This is a genomic window from Bradyrhizobium liaoningense, assembly GCF_018130955.1.
Classification (GTDB): Bacteria; Pseudomonadota; Alphaproteobacteria; order Rhizobiales; family Xanthobacteraceae; genus Bradyrhizobium; species Bradyrhizobium liaoningense_C.
Genome location: NZ_JAFCJM010000100.1, coordinates 1 through 19,156, shown reverse-complemented (window position 1 = coordinate 19,156; position 19,156 = coordinate 1). Strand labels below are relative to the sequence as shown.

The window sequence follows — 19,156 nt, the reverse complement described above, 5'->3', positions numbered from 1 at the left end:
GCGCTTTGCTAATCCTTCGCCGCCATCAGGCTGGATAGAAGACTTCCACCTCCAAGCTGTCGATCATGCTCGGCACACACAAAAAGCCCCCGCACCGGCGTGCGGGGGCTCGTTCGTCCTGACCGTTCGGTCAGCGCGTCACTCGGAGGCGATGTCGCCGCTGATGATTTCGCCGAACAGTTCCCACTTCTCACCCTTGAAGCGCTGCATCTGGAGCTGGGCGATCGGGGCGAAGTCGGTGGCGCTGGTGTTGAGCTTTACGCCGGGCAGCAGGGTGTCCGGGGCAAAATCCTTCAGGCTCGCCGCCTGCTTCATGACGTTGGCGCGGGTAAGGTCGTCGCCGCACATTTCGAGCACCTTGACCAGCGTCTGGGCTGCCCCATAGCCGTACACCATGCTGGTGTCGCTCTTGTCCGCGCCCGGCAGGTACTTGTCGACGAACTCGTTCCACTTCTTCATGCCGGGATCGCTGCTCCACTGCGGATCGGTCGAGTCCTTGGCATAGGCCGCCGACAGCACGCCCTGGCCGTTCTCGAAGCCCGCCGGCCGCATCACGCTGCCGACCGAGATCGACACGTTGGTGAGGATCTGGAGCGGCTTCCAGCCGAGCTCGGCGGTCTTCTTGATGGTCTGCGCCGCGAATTTCGGCGTGGCGTAGATCAGCAGCACGTCGGGATTGGCGGCCTTGATCTTCACGATGTGGGAATCGACCGAGGGCTCGGAGACCTCGTAGCTCTCCTCCATGACGATCGTGGACGCGGCCTTGGCGCCGAGACCGTCCTTGGTGCCCTTCAGATAGTCCTTGCCGAAATCATCGTTCTGGTAGAGCACCGCGACCTTGGCCTCGGGCTTCTCCTTCATCAGCCATTTCGCGTAGATCAGCGCCTCGCTCTGGTAGGAGGGCTGCCAGCCGATGGTCCAGGGGAAGGTCTTGGGGTCGTTCCACTTGGTGGCGCCCGTGGCCACGAAGAGCTGCGGGATCTTCTTGGCGTTCAGGTACTTCTGGATCGCGCTGTTGGAGGGCGTGCCGAGCGGATTGAACACCACCAGCACCTCGTCGCTCTCGACGAGCTTGCGCACCTGCTCCACCGCCTTCGGCGGCGAGTAGCCGTCATCATAGGTGACGAAGTTGATCTTGCGACCGTTGATACCGCCCTGGTCGTTGATCATCTTGAAATAGGCTTCTTCGGTCTTGCCGATCACGCCGTAAGCGGACGCCGGACCGGAATACGGCATGATGTTGCCGATCTTGATCTCGGAGTCGGTCGCGCCGGTATCGTATTTCTTTTGGGCGAGTGCTGCGCCGGAGGTGAACGTCGCGATCGCCGTCGCAAGCGCGGCGATTCTTAGTTGTCGCAAGAGCAATTTGGTCTCCTTCTATCCGTTTGGGGAGTGAACTTCACTTTCTGAGCTTGCCCAGCAATTGCTGGCTGACGATCGCAACCTGCCTTGCGCCGTGCGGCACGAGGAAGATGACGAGGAAAAGGAGGACGCCGAACACGGCTCCGGAGAGGCCCTTGGAGATGCTCTCCGCGATGTTCGGGACGAAGATGATGAAGGCCGCGCCGACGAAGGACCCGGGCAGCCAGCCGACGCCGCCGACGACCATGCCGAGGAACAGCGAGATCGCGAGCGTGATGGTGTAGCTGTCGGGCGCCACGAACTGCACCGCGATGGCGCCTAATGCGCCGGAGACGCCCGTGATGCCGGCGGACACGCCGAACGCCAGCGTCTTGTACAGCGCGACGTTGACGCCCATCGAGGAAGCCGCGATCTCGTTGTCGCGGATCGCCATGAAGGCGCGCCCCGAGCGGGAGCGCAGCAGGTTCACCGAGAAGATGTAGATCGCCACCGTGACCGCGAGCGTGAAGTAGTAGAGCCAGGTGTCCTGCGACACCTTCAGCCCGAACGGCGCGTCCGGCTTGGTGACGACGAGGCCCTGCACGCCGCCGGTCCAGTGCTCCAGGAAGTTCAGTTTCAGGAGCTGCGGCATGGCGGTGGCAAGCGCAAATGTCGCGAGCGCCAGATAGACGCCCGACAGCCGCAGCGCCGGCTTGCCGAACAGATACCCGAATCCGAAGCAGATCACGCCTGCGATCGGCAGCGTCAACGCGTAGTTGACGTTGAACTGCTCCATCAGGACCGCCGCCGTATAGGCGCCGACCGCGTAGAACGCACTCTGGCCGAGCGAGAACTGGCCCGAGCCGCCGGTGAGGATGTTCAGCGCCAGCACCGCGAGCCCGTAGATCAGGAGCATCGTGATCTGGAAGATGATGAAGTTCTTGGCGAAGACAGGCACGATCAGCAGTGCCGCGAGCACCACCAGCGAGGTGGTCGTGCCCAGCGTCATGGCCCGCTTCGGAACCGCCTCGACCCTCTCGTGGCCTTCTGCGACGACTTCTTCTGCAGCGCTCATGATCAAACTCGCTTGACGATGTGCCGGCCGAACAGACCAGCGGGTTTGACGACCAGGACGGAAATGATCAGCGCGAGCGCGATCGGAAGTTTCAGTTCATTGCCGACGCCGGGGATGTAGGTGCCGGCGAGGTTCTCGAAGACGCCCATCAGGAAGCCGCCGACCACGGCGCCGAACGGGCTCGTCAGCCCACCGAGCACGGCCGCGGCGAAGCCGTAGATCAGCACGCCGCCCATCATGTTGGGCTCCAGGAACACGACCGGCGCGATCAGCATGCCGGCGATGGCGCCGATGGCGGACGCCATGCCCCAGCCGAGCGCGATCATCCAGCTCGTGTTGATGCCGACGAGCCGGGCCGATTCCGGCAGTGCCGCCGCCGCCCGCATCGCAAGGCCAATCCGGGTGTACTGGAAGAAGAAGAACAGCCCGATCAGCAGCAGCAGGGTGACGCCGATCATGCCGGCCTGGTGGGTCGAGATGAGCTGGCTGCCGAGGAACGGCGCGGAGCCGAACGGGGTCGGGTATTGCTTGATCGTGAAGTCCCAGATCAGGCCGGCGCACGAGTTGATGATTGCGAACAGCGCGATGAAGCCGGCGACGTTGGTCAGGATCGGAGCTTTGGCGAGCGGCTTGAACAGGACTCGCTCGATTACGATGCCGCCGGCGAAGGCGAAGACCAGCGTGAGCGCGAAAGCGCCCCAATAGGGCACGCCCCACTGCATCAGCTGCCAGGAGACGAAGGTCGCGAACATCGCCATCTCTCCTTGCGCGAAGTTGAGATGGTCGATCGCCTGGTAGATCATGACCACCGCCAGCGCCATGCAGGCATAGATGGCGCCGGTGGCAATCCCAGCCAGGATTTGGTTGGTGAAAAGCTCCATTGTCCCGGCTCCTCAGTAACCCAGATAGGATTTGCGGATGTCTTCGTTGTTGGCGATGTCCTTGGCATTGCCCGACATCACGATGCGTCCGGTCTCGATTACATAGGCCTGGTCCGCGAGCTCCAGCGCGAGCTGCGCGTTCTGCTCCACCACCAGGATGGTGACCTTGTCCTCGCGATTGATCTTGCCGAGGATGCCGAACAGGTCGCGCACGACCAGCGGCGCGAGGCCGAAGGACGGCTCGTCCAGCAGCATCAGCCGCGGCCGCAGCATCAGCGCACGCGCCACCGCGAGCATCTGCTGCTCGCCGCCGGAGAGCGTGCCGGCCTGCTGGGTGTGCCGCTGCTTCAGCACCGGGAAATGGGCGTACATGCGCTCGATGTCCGAGACGATGCTGGCATTGTCCTTCCGGGTGATGGCCCCGAGCTGCAGGTTTTCCTCCACCGTCATGTTGGTGAAGGTGCCGCGGCCCTGCGGCACATGGGCGATGCCGAAGCGCACGATGTTTTCCGTCGAGCGATTGGTCAGAGGCTTGCCCTCGAACTCGATTGCGCCGGTGGAACGCACCATGTTGCAGATCGCGCGCAACGTGGTGGTCTTGCCGGCGCCGTTGGCTCCCAGCAGCGTGGTGAGCGAGCCTTCGTTGAGAGAGAAGGAAAGGCCGTGAAGGGCCTGGACCTGGCCGTAATAGGCGCGCAGATCCTTGACGTTGAGCAACTGCGTCATTGGTCCTTGCTCCCGAGATAGGCCTTGATGACGTCGGGGTCCGCCTGCACCTGGGCCGGCGTGCCTTCCGCGAGCTTCTTGCCGAAATTCAATGCGACGACGTGGTCGGCGATCGACATCACGAGACCCATGTGATGCTCGACCAGCAGCACGGTCATGTGGCGGTCGTCGCGGATGCGGCGAATGAGGTCGCCGAGCACATAGACTTCTTCATGGTTGAGACCGCCGGCCGGCTCGTCGAGCAGCAGGATCTTCGGGTCTGCGGCGAGCGCGCGCGCCAGCTCGACGCGCTTCTGCGTACCGAAGGGCAGGCCGGAGACGACGGTGTGCGCGACGTCGCCGAGGTCGAGATAGTCGAGGATCTCGTGCACCTTCTTGTTGACGCTGGCCTCGCTGCGGCGAACCCAGGCGAGCTTCAGGGAGTCGCTGATGATGTCGCTGGAGGTGCGTGCGTGCGTGCCGACGCGGACGTTGTCCATAACCGAAAGGTTCGGAAACAGCGCCACGTTCTGGAAGGTGCGGCCGATGCCGATCTCGGCGATCTTGTGCGGCGGGCGCGACAGGATGCTCACGCCTTCCATCAGGATGTCGCCGGACGAGGGCTGATAGAGTCGGGACAGGCAGTTGAACAGCGTGGTCTTGCCGGCGCCGTTGGGGCCGATCAATCCGAGGATCTGACCCTTGTGCATGTCGAAGGTCACGCCGTTGAGCGCGACGATTCCGCCGAACACGACACTGACGTCGCGAACCGCGAGCAGAGGCGAAGTCCCCTGCGCGAGCTGTGCCTGCGTCATCTCGTCTCGCCCACGGTGTTGAGTGGGCCGAAGGGCGAAACATTTCGCCCTCTGCAACGACAAAGGCTATCTGATCCCCTCGGCCACACGCGCAACTTTTCCTCCTGATTTCAGCTTCTTGCTGTTTTCTTTATTCGAAGTGGGCAGCAAACCACCGAGTGCCGCTTCAATGTTCCTTACCATCGCGAGCAGACGTGGTCCAATGTCGTTGATCAAACGCTCTTCCGTGAAGCGGAATGCCGGCGCACCGCAATTGAATGCGTAGGGACCGGTTCCGTCATTGAGCTTGAGCGCGACGCCGGCAGCGCCGATGTCGTCGTGCCAGTCGCCGACCGAAATCGCAAAACCGTACTTTGCGACGGTCTCGCCGGAGCGCTCCAAGCCGTCGCGCAGCTTGGGCCAGCGGCTGCCGTAATGTTCGCGCAGATCGCGCAGCAGCGTGGCGCGTTCGTCTTCACCCAGCGCCCAGAAATAGGCGCGGCCCATCGCGCTGGTTGCAATCGGCACACGCGAGCCGACGTCAAGTTGAACGCCGACCGTCTCGCTGCCCCGGCTTTGCCCGAAATAGATCATGCTCTGGCGGTCGCGGCCGCCGACGGCGACTGCGCCGCCGGTCGCGCGCATCACTTCCTCGCGGAACGGCTCGGACAAATGGCGAATGCCGAGATTAGCCAGCGCTGCGTAGCCGAGCGCCAGCGCGGCCGGCGCGAGCTGATACTTTTCGAAGCGGGGAACCGGAGTAAGATAACCAAGCCTCGTCAACGTGTAAGTCAGCCGTGACACCGTCGGCTTGGGCAGGTTCGTACGGGCCGCGATCTCCTGATTGCCAAGAAGCCCGTCGTTGGGGTGGAATGCGCGCAATACATCTAGTCCGCGGGAGAGCGCGACGACGAAATTCCGATCGGTCGCTGGTTTCTTCCCTGTACGCTTCATCCCTGATCTGCTTCTTGCGCGGAGTCGTTGACAAGGCTCGTGCTTCAAAATAACCCTGCCGTCAAGATGCGGAATTAAATTCCGCACCGCGAAATCGAATAAAAGTAAATCCCCACCAAGGAGGGTATGCCGTGAGCGAAGTGGTGAAACTCGAGCGTCATGACGACATCGGCGTCGTCACGGTCAACAGCCCTCCTGTGAATGCGCTTAGCGCCGCGGTCCGTGGCGGCATTTTGGAATGCATCAAGGCCGCGGTCGCGGATCCCGCCATCAAGGGCATCGTGCTGACCTGCGCCGGCCGCACCTTCATTGCCGGCGCCGACATTACCGAGTTCGGCAAGCCGCCGAAGCCGCCCGGCCTCAACGAAGTGCTGGCGGAGATGGAGAATTCGCCGAAGCCGATCGTCGCCGCGATCCACGGCACCGCGCTCGGCGGCGGCCTCGAAGTGGCGCTGGCATGCCACTTCCGCGTCGCGACCAAGGACGCCAAGCTCGGCCTGCCCGAGGTGAAGCTCGGCCTGTTGCCGGGTGCCGGCGGAACGCAGCGCCTGCCGCGTGCGGTCGGCCCGGAACTCGCGGTCAAGATGGTGGTCGGAGGCGACCCGATCGGCGCCGCGGAAGCACTGAAGAACGGCCTGATCGAGGAGATTGTCGAGGGGCCGGCCTCCGGTGGCGAAGCCTTCGCCAGGAAGGTGCTGGCCGAGAAGCGGCCGCTGCGCCGTCTGCGCGACGATGATTCCAAGCTTGCCGCCGCCAAGGCCGATCGCTCGATCTTCACCAACGCGGTTGCGGCGCTGACCAAGAAGGCCCGTGGCCTCGAGGCTCCGTTCGCAGCCGCCGACGCCGTCGGTGCTGCGATCGATTATCCCTTCGACGAAGGTCTGAAGAAGGAGCGCGAGGGTTTTATGAAGCTCCTCGTCAGCGATCAGTCGAAGGCGCAGCGCTATGCGTTCTTCGCAGAGCGCGAGGCCAACAAGATCGCGGGCGTGCCTGATGGCACCAAGTCGCGCCCCGTCAACCGCGTCGCCGTGCTCGGCGCCGGCACCATGGGCGGCGGCATTGCGATGTCCTTTGCCAATGCCGGCATTCCCGTCACGCTGATCGAGACCGCCGAAGAGCAGTTGAAGCGCGGCATGGGCATCATGCAGAAGAACTGGGAAGCGACCGCGGCGCGCGGCGGCATCCCGGCCGACGCACCCGCCAAGCGCATGGCGCTGATCGACGGCAAGGTTGGCCTCGAGAACGTCAAGGACGCTGACCTGGTGATCGAGGCCGTGTTCGAGACCATGGCGGTGAAGAAGGAGGTATTCGGCAAGCTCGACGAGTTCGCCAAGCCCGGCGCCGTGCTCGCCTCCAACACGTCCTATCTCAACATCGACGAGATCGCGAAGGCGACCAAGCGTCCGCAGGACGTTTTGGGCATGCACTTCTTCTCGCCGGCCAACGTCATGAAGCTCTGCGAGATCGTGCGCGCCGACAAGACCGCGCCCGACGCGCTGGTCACCGCCGTGTCGATCGCGCGCAAGATCGCAAAGGTGCCGGCCGTGGTCGGCGTCTGCGACGGCTTTGTCGGCAACCGCATGCTGGCCCAGCGTGGCAAGCAGTCCGAGAAGCTGCTGTTCGAAGGCGCCTTGCCGCAGCAGGTCGACGCCGTCGTGACAAAATTCGGCATGCCGATGGGGCCGTTCGCGATGGGCGACCTCGCCGGCCTCGACATCGGCTGGCGCTCGCGGAAAGATCGCGGCATCAAGTCGGAGATCGCGGATGCGCTCTGTGAAGCTGGCCGCTTCGGTCAGAAGACCGGCAAGGGCTACTACAAGTACGAAGCCGGTTCGCGCGCGCCGATGCCCGATCCGGAAGTCGAAAAGCTGATCGACGAGACGCTCCTTCGCCTGGGGCGCAAGAAGCGCGTCGTCAGCGACGACGAGATTTTGGAGCGCATGATGTATCCGATGATCAACGAGGGTGCAAAAATCCTCGAAGAGGGCATCGCGGCGCGTCCGAGCGACATCGACGTGGTCTGGCTCTATGGCTACGGCTGGCCGATCTATCGCGGCGGTCCGATGTACTGGGCAGATACGGTGGGCCTCAAGCACATCGCTGACCGGCTCTCCTTCTATGCCAAGGAAACCAACGACCCGAGCCTCGAGCCCGCACCGCTGGTGAAGAAGCTCGCTGCCGAAGGCCAGACGTTCGCTTCGCTCGCGGCGGCGTCGAAAGCGGCGTGATGGGGCTTCGTGCTCCCACCTCAGTCATTCCGGGGCGCCCGAAGGGCGAACCCGGAATCTCGAGATTCCGGGTTCGATGCTTCGCATCGCCCCGGAATGACGGTTTGTTTGGCTGAAGGCATCAATGACCCATCCCGGCGGACAGTTTTACCCCGAGGGCGTGCGGTGGGACGACACGATCGTCCAGGGAACGCTGCCGGACCTCTTGTCCAAGGCAGCCGCGGATTACGGTTCGCGCGCCGCGCTTGAATTCCGCGACCGGCCGATCACCTATGCTGAGCTGGAGTCGGAGGTAGAGCAGGCGGCGGCGGCTTTCCTGCGTGCCGGCTGCGGCAAGAACAGCTCCGTCGCGCTGTTCCTCGGCAATACGCCGGATCATCCCGTCAGTTTCTTCGGCGCGCTGAAGGCGGGCGCGCGCGTCGCGCATCTGTCGCCGCTCGACGGCGAGATCGCGCTGTCGCACAAGGTCAGCGATTCCGGCGCGCGCGTACTCGTGACCTCGAACCTCGCCGCTCTGCTGCCGACCGCACTGAAATTCCTCGACAAGGGGCTGATCGACAAATTGATCGTCTGCGAGGACGACAATTGGGGCAAGCTCGGCACGCCGCAGGCGCCGATCCCCGACAACCCCAAGATCGTCACCTTCAAGCAGTTCGTCGACGGTGCAGCCAAGCCCGCGCAATGGCCGGTCGTCACGGCCGACGATGTCGCGCTCCTGCAATATACCGGCGGCACCACGGGCCTGCCGAAGGGCGCGATGCTGACGCACGGCAATCTCACCTCGGCGGTGTCGATCTACGACGTCTGGGGCAAGACCACGCGTGCGGCACGCGGCGACGTCATCGAGCGCGTGATCTGCGTGCTGCCACTGTTCCACATCTTCGCGCTGACCGTCGTGCTGCTCTCCTCGATCCGCCGCGGTAATCTGATCTCGATCCATCAGCGTTTCGACGTCGAAGCCGTGATGCGCGACATCGAGGTCAAGCGCGCCACCTATTTCCCGGGCGTGCCGACGATGTGGATCGCGATCGCCGCGCTTCCCGATCTCGACAAGCGCGACTTCTCCTCGCTCAACACCATCGGCTCCGGCGGTGCGCCGCTGCCGGTGGAGGTCGCAAACTTCTTCGAGCGCAAGATCGGCAAGAAGCTGAAGAGCGGCTGGGGCATGACCGAGACCTGCTCGCCCGGCACCGGCCATCCGCAGGAAGGGCCGGACAAGCCTGGTTCGATCGGGTTGATGCTGCCCGGCATCGAGCTCGACGTCGTGTCACTGGACGATCCGACCAAGGTGATGCCGACGGGCGAAGTCGGCGAGATCCGCATCAAGGGCCCGAACGTCACCAGGGGTTATTGGAACAAGCCGAAGGAATCCGCGGAGTCCTTTGCCGATGGCCGCTTCCTCACCGGCGACATCGGCTACATGGACAAGGACGGCTATTTCTTCCTGGTCGACCGCAAGAAGGACATGATCATCTCCGGCGGCTTCAACGTCTATCCGCAGATGATCGAGCAGGCGATCTATACGCACCCCGGTGTGCATGAAGTCATCGTCATCGGCATCCCCGATCAGTATCGCGGCGAGGCGGCCAAGGCCTTCATCAAGCTCAAGCCGGACGCAAAGCCGTTCTCGGCCGACGAGCTGCGCGGGTTTCTCACCGGCAAGGTCGGCAAGCACGAATTGCCGGCGGCGGTCGAGTTCGTCGACGAATTGCCGCGTACCCCGGTCGGCAAGCTGTCGCGCCATGAATTGCGCCAGCAGCAAAAACCGTCTTCGCAATCAACACCACAGCAAGTCGCAACAGGAGTTCGCTCGTGACTGACGCCGTCATCGTTTCCACCGCCCGCACACCGATCGGCAAGGCCTATCGCGGCGCGCTCAACGCCACCGGAGGCGCGACCCTGCTCGGTCATGCGATCGGCGAGGCGGTCGCCCGCGCCAAGGTCGATCCGAAGGAGATCGAGGACGTCGTGATGGGTGCGGCGCTCCAGCAGGGCTCGACCGGCGGCAACATCGCGCGCAAGGCGCTGCTCCGCGCCGGCCTTCCCGTCACGGTCGCCGGCACGACCATCGACCGGCAGTGCGCCTCGGGCTTGCAGGCAATCGCGCTGGCCGCCCGCTCGGTGATCTTTGACGGCGTCGAGATCGCGGTCGGCGGCGGCGAATCGATCAGCCTCGTGCAGAACGACAAGATGAACCTGTTCCAGGCGCAGGATCCTGCGCTGCTGGAGATCAAGGGCGAGGTCTATATGCCCATGATCGACACCGCCGAGGTGGTCGCCAAGCGTTACAACATCTCGCGCGAGAAGCAGGACGAATATTCGCTGGAGAGCCAGCGCCGCACGGCGGCCGCCCAGCAGGGCGGCAAGTTCAAGGACGAGCTCGCGCCGATCACGACCAAGATGGCGGTGACGGACAAGGCGACCGGCGCCGTGTCTTTCAAGGACGTGACGCTGTCGCAGGACGAAGGGCCGCGGCCCGAGACCACGGCGGAAGGCCTCGCCGGCCTCAAGGCGGTGCGCGGCGACGGCTTCACCGTTACCGCCGGCAACGCCAGCCAGCTCTCGGACGGTGCCAGCGCCTCCGTGATCATGAGCGACAAGGAAGCGGCCAAGCGCGGGTTGAAGCCGCTCGGCATCTTCCGCGGCTTCGTCTCCGCCGGCTGCGAGCCGGACGAGATGGGCATTGGACCGGTGTTCGCCGTGCCGCGGCTGCTCAAGCGCCATGGCCTCAAGGTCGACGACATCGGTCTCTGGGAATTGAACGAGGCGTTTGCCGTGCAGGTGCTCTACTGCCGCGACAAGCTCGGCATCGATCCCGAGAAGGTCAACGTCAATGGCGGCGCGATCTCGGTCGGCCATCCTTACGGCATGTCGGGCGCGCGCCTTACCGGCCACGCCCTGATCGAGGGTCGCCGCCGCAAGGCCAAGTACGCGGTCGTCACCATGTGCGTCGGCGGCGGCATGGGCGCGGCAGGTTTGTTCGAGGTGTTGCAGTAGTTGCGTCGTCCCGGCGAAAGCCGGGACCCATACGCCGCGGCAGGCGTATGGAACGCAGATGGTAATGGCCTTCGCAACAACGAAGGCCGGTGGTTATGGGTCCCGGCTTTCGCCGGGACGACAAGAGAAGCTCACAGGAGGATCCGATGGATCTCGCATTCACGAAAGAAGAGCAGGCGTTTCGCGAGGAAGTGCGGCAGTTCTTCCGCGACAACGTGCCGCCGGATACGCGGCGCAAGCTGGTCGAGGGCCGTCGTCTCTCGAAGGACGAGATGGTGACGTGGTGGCGCATCCTCAACAAGAAGGGCTGGGGCGTCAGCCACTGGCCGACGCAGTATGGCGGCACGGGCTGGACATCCGTGCAGCACTACATCTTCAACGAAGAGCTGCAGTCCTATCCGGCGCCGCAGCCGCTCGCCTTCGGCGTCAGCATGGTCGGCCCGGTCATCTACACCTTCGGCAATGAGGAGCAGAAGAAGAAGTACCTGCCGCGCATCGCCAATGTCGACGACTGGTGGTGCCAGGGTTTTTCGGAGCCGGGCTCGGGATCGGACCTCGCCTCGCTCAAGACCAAGGCCGAGCGCAAGGGCGACAAGTGGATCATCAACGGCCAGAAGACCTGGACCACGCTCGCCCAGCACGCCGACATGATCTTCTGCCTGTGCCGCACCGATGCGAGCGCCAAGAAGCAGATGGGGATCTCCTTCATCGTCTTCAGCATGAAGTCGAAGGGCGTCACCGTGCGCCCGATCCAGACTATCGACGGCGGCCACGAGGTCAACGAAGTCTTCTTCGACGATGTCGAGGTGCCCATCGAGAATTTGATCGGCGAGGAGAACAAGGGCTGGGATTACGCAAAATTCCTGCTCGGCAATGAGCGCACCGGCATCGCGCGGGTCGGCGTCTCCAAGGAGCGGCTGCGCCGCATCAAGGAGCTCGCGGGCAAGGTCGAGTCCGGCGGCAAGCCGATCATCCAGGACTCCGCCTTCCGCGACAAGCTCGCGGCCTGCGAGATCGAGCTGAAGGCCCTGGAACTGACCCAGCTCCGCGTCGTCGCCGACGAGGGCAAGCACGGCAAGGGCAAGCCCAATCCGGCGTCCTCGGTGCTCAAGATCAAGGGCTCGGAGATTCAGCAGACCACGACCGAGCTGCTGATGGAAGTCATCGGTCCGTTTGCGGCGCCCTATGACGTCCATGGTGACGACGGTTCGAACGAAGCCATGGACTGGACCGCCCAGATCGCGCCGAGCTACTTCAACAATCGCAAGGTCTCGATCTACGGCGGTTCCAACGAGATCCAGCGCAACATCATCGCCAAGGCGGTGCTGGGGCTGTGATGTCACCTCTCCCCGCACGCGGGGAGGGCAATTTTCCACCGTCATTCCGGGGCGCGACGAAGTCGCGAGCCCGGAATCCATCGGGCCGCACGTTCAAAGGCGAGATGGATTCCGGGTCTGTCCCTTCGGGCCATCCCGGAATGACGAAGTCAGATGATCCGGGTACGAGGAAGCAAGGAAGATGGATTTTGATTTGACCGAGGAGCAGCGGCTTCTCAAGGACAGCGTCGACGGCCTGCTGACGGATTCCTACGATTTCGAGCAGCGCAAGAAGTATATGAAGGAGAAGGGCGGCTGGAGCAAAGCCGTCTGGGGCAAGCTCGCCGAGCAGGGCCTGCTCGGCCTGCCCTTCGCGGAGGCCGATGGCGGTTTTGGCGCCGGCGGCGTCGAGACCATGATCGTCATGGAAGCGCTCGGCAAGGCGCTGGTGCTCGAGCCGTATCTGGCGACCGTCGTGATCGGCGGCGGCTTCCTGCGCCATGGCGGCTCGGATGCGCAGAAGGCCGCGCATGTGCCCGGCATCATCGACGGCAGCAAGACGTTTGCCTTCGCGCAGGTCGAGAAGAACTCGCGCTACGACCTGTTCGACGTGTCCACGACGGCGAAGAAGAAGGGCGAGGGTTACGTTATCGACGGCGAAAAATTTGTCGTGCTCAATGGCGAGAACGCCGACACGCTCATCGTCACCGCGCGCACCAAGGGCGACCGCCGCGACAAGACCGGCGTCGGCGTTTTCCTGGTTCCTGCAAACGCCAAGGGCATCGCCAAAAAATCCTATCCGACCCAGGACGGCCTGCACGCCGCCGACATCACCTTCACCGGTGTCGAGGTTGGTAGCGACGCCGCGCTCGGCAATCCCGAGGACGCGCTCGTGCTGATCGAGCGCGTGGTAGATGAAGCCCGCGTCGCGCTCTGCGCCGAGGCTGTCGGGCTGATGGACGAGTCGCTCAAGACCACGGTCGAGTACATCAAGACGCGCAAGCAGTTTGGTGTCGCGATCGGTTCGTTCCAGAGCCTCCAGCACCGCGCCTCCGACATGTTCGTCGCCGCCGAGCAGGCCCGCTCGATGTCGATGTTTGCCACCATGGCGAACGATTTCGAGGACGCCAAGGAGCGCAGCAATGCGATTGCGGCGGCCAAGGTGCAGATCGGCAAGTCGCTGAAATTCGTCGGCCAGCAGTCGATCCAGCTCCACGGTGGCATCGGCATGACCATGGAGGCGAAGATCGGCCACTACTTCAAGCGCCTGACCATGATCGAGAACACGTTTGGCGACACCGAGTACCACCAGCGCCGCGTGGCTGATGCGGGCGGGTTGATCTAGCCACACGATGACTGTCATCCCGAGGCATCGCGAAGCGATGAGCCCGGGATCCATTGTGCAGCATCACGCGCGGTGAAATGGATTCCGGGTTCGCGACTTCGTCGCGCCCCGGAATGACGAAGAGGAGAGGGAGCAACAACAATGAAAAACACCCCGTTCGATCTCACCGGAAAAGTCGCCGTCGTCACCGGCTCCAGCCGTGGCATCGGCCGCTCCTCCGCCGAACTGCTCGCAAAACTCGGCGCCAAGGTCGTGGTCTCCTCGCGCAAGGCCGACGCCTGCAAGGAAGTCGCCGACGGCATCGTCAAGGCCGGCGGCGATGCCATCGTCATCCCCTGCAACATCGCGCGCCGGAACGAGGTCGAGGCGCTGATGTCGGGCGCGACCAGCCATTACGGCAGGATCGACATTCTCGTCTGCAACGCCGCGGTGAACCCCTATTACGGCCCGCTGCTCGACATCACGGACGAGGCCTTCGACAAGATCATGGGCTCGAACGTCAAGAGCAACATCTGGCTCTCGGCGCTGGCGATCCCGCAAATGGCCGAACGCGGAGGCGGCTCCGTGATCATCATCTCCTCGATCGGCGGCCTGCGCGGTTCGACCGTGATCGGCGCCTATGGCATCTCCAAGGCCGCCGATTTCGCCCTGTGCCGCTCGCTCGCCGGCGAATGGGGCCCGAAGGGCGTACGCGTCAATTGCATCGCGCCGGGGCTTGTGAAAACCGACTTCGCCCGCGCGCTCTGGGAGGACGAAGCGCTGCTCAAACGCCGCACCGCCACCACGCCGCTCCGTCGCATCGGTGAGCCCGACGAGATCGCCGGCGCGGTCGCCTATCTCGCCTCCGATGCGTCGAGCTTCATGACCGGCCAGACCATCGTAATCGACGGCGGCGTGACCACGGCGGCGGTGTAGCTAGCGAGAGGCGAGCGCGTTTTCGATCGCCCGCGCCACGATGAGAGCGGAGCGTTCGTCGAGATGCACCCCGTCTGCGAAGCGCAGTTCGGACCTTGGCGCATCGATCGATAGCCATGCGTTCGCATCCGGAAAGACCTCCCGCACGATGGCGCGGGTCGTCCTGATCAGGTTCGTTCCTTCAATCTCCGGCGCCAGTGGAACGTCGATCAGCAACGCGCGCGACCCCCGCCGTTCGATCGTCTCGATCAGTTGCCTGATGCGGATAGCATTGGCGTGTGCTTGTGTGGTCGCGTTTTCCGCATTCATCTCATTTACTGCGCGCTCGACATAGGCGCGATTGTCGAAGGTGGAGGGCGGCTGTCTCAGGAGGTTCTCCAGCGACGCGCGTACGCGTGCCGGATCCGGCGGTGCATGGTTCCAGGTCTCGAATGCCGCGATCGCGGTTCGCACCGGCCGGAAGAAAGAAGAATCCGAACGCTCGTTGCCCGAAAAACGCTCGACCAGTGCGCGATCGATGGGGCGCGACAGCACATTGGTTTCGATCAGTACGGTCTTCGGCAGTCGCTGCTGCTTCGCCACGATTTCGAGGCCGGTGACCGGCGAGCCGCCGGCAAGCGCAAGATTGCGCATGCGGGACGCCGAAAAATACTCTTCCTTCAGCCGCCAGGTGACCGAACTGCCGACCAGCACGACATCGGGCGTCGGCTCCTGCACGTAGCGGTTCAGCGTGACGAGGCTGCCGTCGCGTGTCGTGACCGCCGGCTGTTGCAGGCCGGCGCCGGTCGAGACGGTCGCGAACCGTCCAACAAGCAGCACGGCCGCCGCCGCCAGCGCGCATTTGAAGAGCCAGGAGAGGGCGGGCAACGGCTTCATGGTCAGAACTGGAAATAGATGAAAGCGGTGTCGGGCCCCGCCTCGAGGAAGGCCAGCGCCGCCAGCGCGCCATAGAGATAGGGCTCCCAGCGCCGCAACGACCCGGAGACGAGCGCGCCGAGCTTGAGATGCTGGATCAGCACCGGCAGCGAGTAGAGTAGCGCAAGATTGTAGAATAGCTTTGTCGGGTTGGGACTGTTCGTCGCCGTGAACATGCCGTGCAGATAGGCGAGCGCATGATTGAAGTTCGGCAGCTTGAAGAAGATCCACAGCATCGTCACGCACAGGAATACGACGCCCATCCGCACGGTCTGCACGACCGGGCCGGCTTTTTGGAATAGTGCCAGGAACGGCCGCTCGATGACGAGCAGCAACCCGTGCAGCATGCCCCACAGCGCGTAGCTCAGGCTCGCGCCGTGCCAGAGCCCGCCGAGCGTCATCACGATCATCAGGTTGAGATAAGTGCGCAGCCGGCCGTGCCGGTTGCCGCCGAGCGGGATGTAGAGATAGGTGCGGAGCCACATCGACAGCGAGATGTGCCAGCGTGTCCAGAACTCCGAGAACGAGGTCGAGATGTAGGGCAGGTCGAAATTGACCGGCAGGCGGTAGCCGAACAGCAGGCCGAGGCCGAGCGCGATCGCCGAATAGCCGAAGAAGTCGGCGTAGATCTGGTAGCTGTAGAGCACCACCAGCAGCCAGCGGTCCTGCGTCCGCAAGGTCTCGTAGAGCGGAAAGTCCATGTAGGACGTCATCTCGTTGAGATTGTTGGCCACGTAGAGCTTGAAAAAATACCCGGCCAGGACCCACTTCGCTGCCGCGACGAAATCGACGTCGGCGAGGCGCTTCGGCACGATTTGCGGCATGAACTGCGCGGCACGCGTGATCGGGCCGGAGACGAGCTGCGGGAAGAAGATGATGTACAGGAAGATGTCCGTCAGCGGCGGCGGGATTTTCCTGTCGCGGGTCAGGTCGACCAGCAGGCTGATATTGTGGAACACGAAGAAGGAAATGCCGATCGGCAGCGGCAGTCTCAAGAGAAAATCAACCGGCGTCACGCCGGTGACGTGGGCGGCAGGCGCAGCGACGAACAGGAATTTGTACTTGAAGAAGGCGAGCAGCGCGAGGTTGAAGGCGATCCCCGCCGGCAGCCAGAGCGCGCGGTTGCGAATGGCAAGAACCAGGAAGACATAGGTGCCGAGGACGGCGACCAGCAGCAGCAACAATAGCTCGGGCTGCCCGTAGCCGTAAAAAAATACGCTCGCCAGCACCAGAAGCTGGACCTGGAAATTGCGAATGCCCGGCAGATAGTAAATGCCGAAGACAACAGCGACGAAAACGCCGAACTGCCAGGATGTGAAAGTCATGCCGCCCCGATGTTGTTCCCGGCATGTACCATTTTGACGGATGCGGTCATAGCTTTGTCACCTCTAGGGGAGGGTAGTGGAGAGCCAGCTTGACCTTCCCGCCCCAATCCCCTTTTCTCTGGCGCGACACAATAAACCTCCCTCATCCGGGAAACGCCAAGGTTATCAGCCATGTCTTTCGTCCTCGCCATCGATCAGGGCACCACCTCCTCGCGCGCGATCGTGTTTCGCAGCGACATTTCCATCGCGGCGAAGGCGCAGCAGGAGTTTCCGCAGCATTTCCCGGCCTCGGGCTGGGTCGAGCACGAGCCGGAGGACATCTGGACCTCGACGGTCATGGTCTGCCGCGACGTGCTGGAGCGCGCCGGGCTGAAGGCCCACGACATCGCCGCGATCGGCATCACCAACCAGCGCGAGACCACCGTGGTATGGGACCGTGCCACGGGCCAGGCCGTGCACCGCGCCATCGTCTGGCAGGACCGCCGCACCGCTGATGTCTGCTCGAAACTGAAGGCCGACGGCCACGAGCCGATGATCTCCCAAAAGACCGGCCTGATTATCGATCCCTATTTCTCCGGCACAAAAGTCGCATGGATCCTCGACCACGTCCCCGGCGCCCGCGCGCGCGCCGAGCGCGGCGAGCTGATGTTCGGCACGGTCGATTGCTACCTCTTATGGCGGCTCACCGGCGGCAAGGTGCACGCGACAGATGCCACCAACGCCTCGCGCACGCTGCTGTTCAACATCCACACCGGCGAATGGGACGACGAGCTGTTGAAGCTGCTGCGCGTGCCGCGCTCGATGCTCCCGGAGGTGAAGGATTCCTCCGCCCGCTTCGGCGAGAGCGCACCTGACCTGTTCGGCGGCGCGATTGCGATCTGCGGCATCGCCGGCGACCAGCAGGCCGCGACCATCGGCCAGGCCTGCTTCCGCCCGGGCATGATGAAGTCGACTTACGGCACCGGCTGCTTTGCCCTGCTCAACACCGGCACGACGCCCGTTGTATCCAAGAACAAGCTGCTCACCACAATCGCCTACCAGCTCGGGGGAAAACGCACCTACGCGCTGGAAGGCTCGATCTTCGTCGCAGGCAGCGCCGTGCAATGGCTGCGCGACGGGCTCGGCATCATCAAGCACGCCGCCGAGACCGGTCCGCTCGCCGACCAGTCCGACAGCATGCAGAGCGTCTATCTCGTCCCGGCCTTCGTCGGCATGGGCGCGCCCTACTGGAATCCGCGCGTGCGCGGCGCGCTGTTCGGGCTGACCCGCAATACCGGACCTGCCGAGCTCGCACACGCAGCGCTCGAAAGCGTCTGCTACCAGACTTTTGACCTCTGGGCCGCGATGCGCGCGGACTGGCCGAGCTCGGAGACCGCCAGCGTCGTGCTGCGCGTCGACGGCGGCATGACCGCATCCGACTGGACCATGCAGCGCCTCGCCGATCTTCTCGACGCGCCGGTCGACCGCCCCGTGATCCAGGAAACCACCGCGCTGGGCGCCGCCTATCTCGCCGGTCTTGCCGCCGGGGTCTATCCAGAGCCATCAAAATTCGCCGACAATTGGCGCCTCGAGCACCGCTTCAAGCCGAACATGAGCGAGGAGACACGGGAGCGGAAACTCGCCGGCTGGGCGCGCGCGGTGAAGGGCGTGCTGGCGAGCGACGAGGGGGAGTGACGAGCGGATGATCCTTCCCGATGGCTATTCCGATGTGTCCAAGGGGAAGATCGCTGCCGTCGTCACGCATCTGGAGATGACCGCGCGTCCTGCGCGCCGTGACGATCCCTTGGGCGAGTGGACCCTGCGCAAGGTCGACGCGCCCGCGCTCGACTGGTATCGCGACCTCTACCGCCGTGTCGGCGAGGAGTGGCTGTGGTTTTCGCGGGCGCGCATGAACGACACGGAGCTCGCCGCAGTCATCCACGCGCCGGGAATAGAAGTTTATGCACTGAGCGTGGGCGGCTGCGATGAAGGCCTGTTGGAGCTGGATTTTCGCGAAGCCGGCCAGTGCGAACTGGTCTATTTCGGTGTCAGTGCAAGCTTGATCGGCAGCGGTGCTGCCCGCTTCCTGATGAACCGCGCACTGGAGCTCGCTTGGTCTCGCGACCTCCGCCGCGTCTGGGTGCATACCTGCACCTTTGATCATCCGTCGGCAGTTGCGTTCTATCAACGCTCCGGCTTCCGCCCGTTCCGCCGCCAGGTCGAGATCGCCGCCGATCCCCGCCTCGACGGCACCGCGCCGCGATCCGCGGCGAGACACGTGCCGATCATCGAGTAGTGCGCGGACGATTGTAGATGGGGTAACGGGCCCCCTCGGCCTTCCAACCAAGCCGCGCTAGCTACGGCGCGATTTGGTGGCGCGCGTCGC

At 63.9% G+C, this 19,156-nt stretch carries 16 protein-coding genes; 8 read left to right on the top strand and 8 right to left on the bottom strand.

The window, feature by feature from the left end:
• Positions 1–138: 138 nt before the first annotated feature.
• The 6 genes from JQ632_RS37480 to JQ632_RS37455 form a co-directional block, all read right to left on the bottom strand.
• On the bottom strand, positions 139–1,365 hold the full coding sequence (locus tag JQ632_RS37480; RefSeq protein WP_212407739.1) for an ABC transporter substrate-binding protein: 1,227 nt from the start codon (positions 1,363–1,365) through the stop codon (positions 139–141).
• A 34-nt stretch (positions 1,366–1,399) separates the two neighbouring features.
• Entirely contained in the window at positions 1,400–2,416 is a 1,017-nt protein-coding gene (locus JQ632_RS37475; RefSeq protein ID WP_212407738.1) for a branched-chain amino acid ABC transporter permease, read from the bottom strand.
• 2 nt (positions 2,417–2,418) lie between these two features.
• Positions 2,419–3,297, bottom strand: coding sequence for a branched-chain amino acid ABC transporter permease (locus tag JQ632_RS37470; RefSeq protein ID WP_212407737.1), 879 nt, complete (start codon positions 3,295–3,297; stop codon positions 2,419–2,421).
• 12 nt (positions 3,298–3,309) lie between these two features.
• Positions 3,310–4,023, bottom strand: a complete 714-nt coding sequence (locus JQ632_RS37465) for an ABC transporter ATP-binding protein (RefSeq protein ID WP_212407736.1) — start codon at positions 4,021–4,023, stop codon at positions 3,310–3,312.
• Positions 4,020–4,817: an ABC transporter ATP-binding protein gene (locus tag JQ632_RS37460; RefSeq protein ID WP_212407735.1), complete on the bottom strand. Its 798-nt coding sequence runs from the start codon at positions 4,815–4,817 to the stop codon at positions 4,020–4,022. The genes JQ632_RS37465 and JQ632_RS37460 overlap by 4 nt, the downstream gene beginning before the upstream one ends.
• 66 nt (positions 4,818–4,883) lie before the next feature.
• Entirely contained in the window at positions 4,884–5,750 is an 867-nt protein-coding gene (locus JQ632_RS37455; RefSeq protein ID WP_212407740.1) for an IclR family transcriptional regulator, read from the bottom strand.
• A 131-nt stretch (positions 5,751–5,881) separates the two neighbouring features.
• Between JQ632_RS37455 and JQ632_RS37450 the strand changes: the two genes are divergently transcribed.
• The 6 genes from JQ632_RS37450 to JQ632_RS37425 all read left to right on the top strand — a co-directional run bounded on the left by JQ632_RS37450 (position 5,882) and on the right by JQ632_RS37425 (position 14,551).
• Positions 5,882–7,978 carry a 3-hydroxyacyl-CoA dehydrogenase NAD-binding domain-containing protein gene (locus JQ632_RS37450; RefSeq protein ID WP_212407734.1) on the top strand — a complete coding sequence of 699 codons (2,097 nt, stop codon included), beginning with the start codon at positions 5,882–5,884 and terminating at the stop codon, positions 7,976–7,978.
• A gap of 124 nt (positions 7,979–8,102) precedes the next feature.
• Entirely contained in the window at positions 8,103–9,794 is a 1,692-nt protein-coding gene (pimA, locus tag JQ632_RS37445; RefSeq protein ID WP_212407733.1) for a dicarboxylate--CoA ligase PimA, read from the top strand.
• Positions 9,791–10,975, top strand: coding sequence for an acetyl-CoA C-acyltransferase (locus tag JQ632_RS37440; RefSeq protein ID WP_212407732.1), 1,185 nt, complete (start codon positions 9,791–9,793; stop codon positions 10,973–10,975). Before pimA ends, JQ632_RS37440 begins: the two co-directional genes overlap by 4 nt.
• 146 nt (positions 10,976–11,121) lie before the next feature.
• Complete coding sequence (gene pimC / locus JQ632_RS37435) at positions 11,122–12,312, top strand: pimeloyl-CoA dehydrogenase large subunit (protein ID WP_212407731.1); 1,191 nt, start codon at positions 11,122–11,124, stop codon at positions 12,310–12,312.
• Between the two features lie 181 nt (positions 12,313–12,493).
• Positions 12,494–13,636, top strand: coding sequence for a pimeloyl-CoA dehydrogenase small subunit (gene pimD / locus JQ632_RS37430; RefSeq protein ID WP_212407730.1), 1,143 nt, complete (start codon positions 12,494–12,496; stop codon positions 13,634–13,636).
• A gap of 141 nt (positions 13,637–13,777) precedes the next feature.
• On the top strand, positions 13,778–14,551 hold the full coding sequence (locus tag JQ632_RS37425) for an SDR family NAD(P)-dependent oxidoreductase (protein ID WP_212407729.1): 774 nt from the start codon (positions 13,778–13,780) through the stop codon (positions 14,549–14,551).
• Here the strand turns inward: JQ632_RS37425 and JQ632_RS37420 are convergent, their stop codons facing one another.
• Together JQ632_RS37420 and JQ632_RS37415 are read right to left on the bottom strand one after the other, a co-directional pair.
• Complete coding sequence (locus JQ632_RS37420) at positions 14,552–15,427, bottom strand: hypothetical protein (RefSeq protein ID WP_212407728.1); 876 nt, start codon at positions 15,425–15,427, stop codon at positions 14,552–14,554.
• 2 nt (positions 15,428–15,429) lie between these two features.
• The gene (locus JQ632_RS37415) at positions 15,430–16,791 is read right to left on the bottom strand and encodes an MBOAT family protein (RefSeq protein ID WP_212407727.1); all 1,362 of its coding nucleotides are present in this window, start codon (positions 16,789–16,791) and stop codon (positions 15,430–15,432) included.
• A gap of 171 nt (positions 16,792–16,962) precedes the next feature.
• Here JQ632_RS37415 and glpK point away from each other — a divergent pair, with 171 nt between their 5' ends.
• Together glpK and JQ632_RS37405 are read left to right on the top strand one after the other, a co-directional pair.
• A complete protein-coding gene (glpK, locus tag JQ632_RS37410; protein WP_212407726.1) occupies positions 16,963–18,465 on the top strand; it encodes a glycerol kinase GlpK in 1,503 nt (500 codons plus the stop codon).
• 7 nt (positions 18,466–18,472) lie between these two features.
• Positions 18,473–19,066, top strand: a complete 594-nt coding sequence (locus JQ632_RS37405) for an N-acetyltransferase (RefSeq protein WP_212407725.1) — start codon at positions 18,473–18,475, stop codon at positions 19,064–19,066.
• Positions 19,067–19,156 lie beyond the last annotated feature (90 nt).

What these genes read in the sequence shown, in the direction of transcription:
- JQ632_RS37475 (WP_212407738.1), bottom strand. Translation starts at nt 2,416, where the DNA reads ATGAGCGCTGCAGAAGAAGTCGTCGCAGAAGGCCACGAGAGGGTCGAG.
- JQ632_RS37470 (WP_212407737.1), bottom strand. Translation starts at nt 3,297, where the DNA reads ATGGAGCTTTTCACCAACCAAATCCTGGCTGGGATTGCCACCGGCGCC.
- JQ632_RS37465 (WP_212407736.1), bottom strand. Translation starts at nt 4,023, where the DNA reads ATGACGCAGTTGCTCAACGTCAAGGATCTGCGCGCCTATTACGGCCAG.
- JQ632_RS37460 (WP_212407735.1), bottom strand. Translation starts at nt 4,817, where the DNA reads ATGACGCAGGCACAGCTCGCGCAGGGGACTTCGCCTCTGCTCGCGGTT.
- JQ632_RS37455 (WP_212407740.1), bottom strand. Translation starts at nt 5,750, where the DNA reads ATGAAGCGTACAGGGAAGAAACCAGCGACCGATCGGAATTTCGTCGTC.
- pimA (WP_212407733.1), top strand. Translation starts at nt 8,103, where the DNA reads ATGACCCATCCCGGCGGACAGTTTTACCCCGAGGGCGTGCGGTGGGAC.
- pimC (WP_212407731.1), top strand. Translation starts at nt 11,122, where the DNA reads ATGGATCTCGCATTCACGAAAGAAGAGCAGGCGTTTCGCGAGGAAGTG.
- pimD (WP_212407730.1), top strand. Translation starts at nt 12,494, where the DNA reads ATGGATTTTGATTTGACCGAGGAGCAGCGGCTTCTCAAGGACAGCGTC.
- JQ632_RS37425 (WP_212407729.1), top strand. Translation starts at nt 13,778, where the DNA reads ATGAAAAACACCCCGTTCGATCTCACCGGAAAAGTCGCCGTCGTCACC.
- JQ632_RS37420 (WP_212407728.1), bottom strand. Translation starts at nt 15,427, where the DNA reads ATGAAGCCGTTGCCCGCCCTCTCCTGGCTCTTCAAATGCGCGCTGGCG.
- JQ632_RS37415 (WP_212407727.1), bottom strand. Translation starts at nt 16,791, where the DNA reads ATGACTTTCACATCCTGGCAGTTCGGCGTTTTCGTCGCTGTTGTCTTC.
- glpK (WP_212407726.1), top strand. Translation starts at nt 16,963, where the DNA reads ATGTCTTTCGTCCTCGCCATCGATCAGGGCACCACCTCCTCGCGCGCG.
- JQ632_RS37405 (WP_212407725.1), top strand. Translation starts at nt 18,473, where the DNA reads ATGATCCTTCCCGATGGCTATTCCGATGTGTCCAAGGGGAAGATCGCT.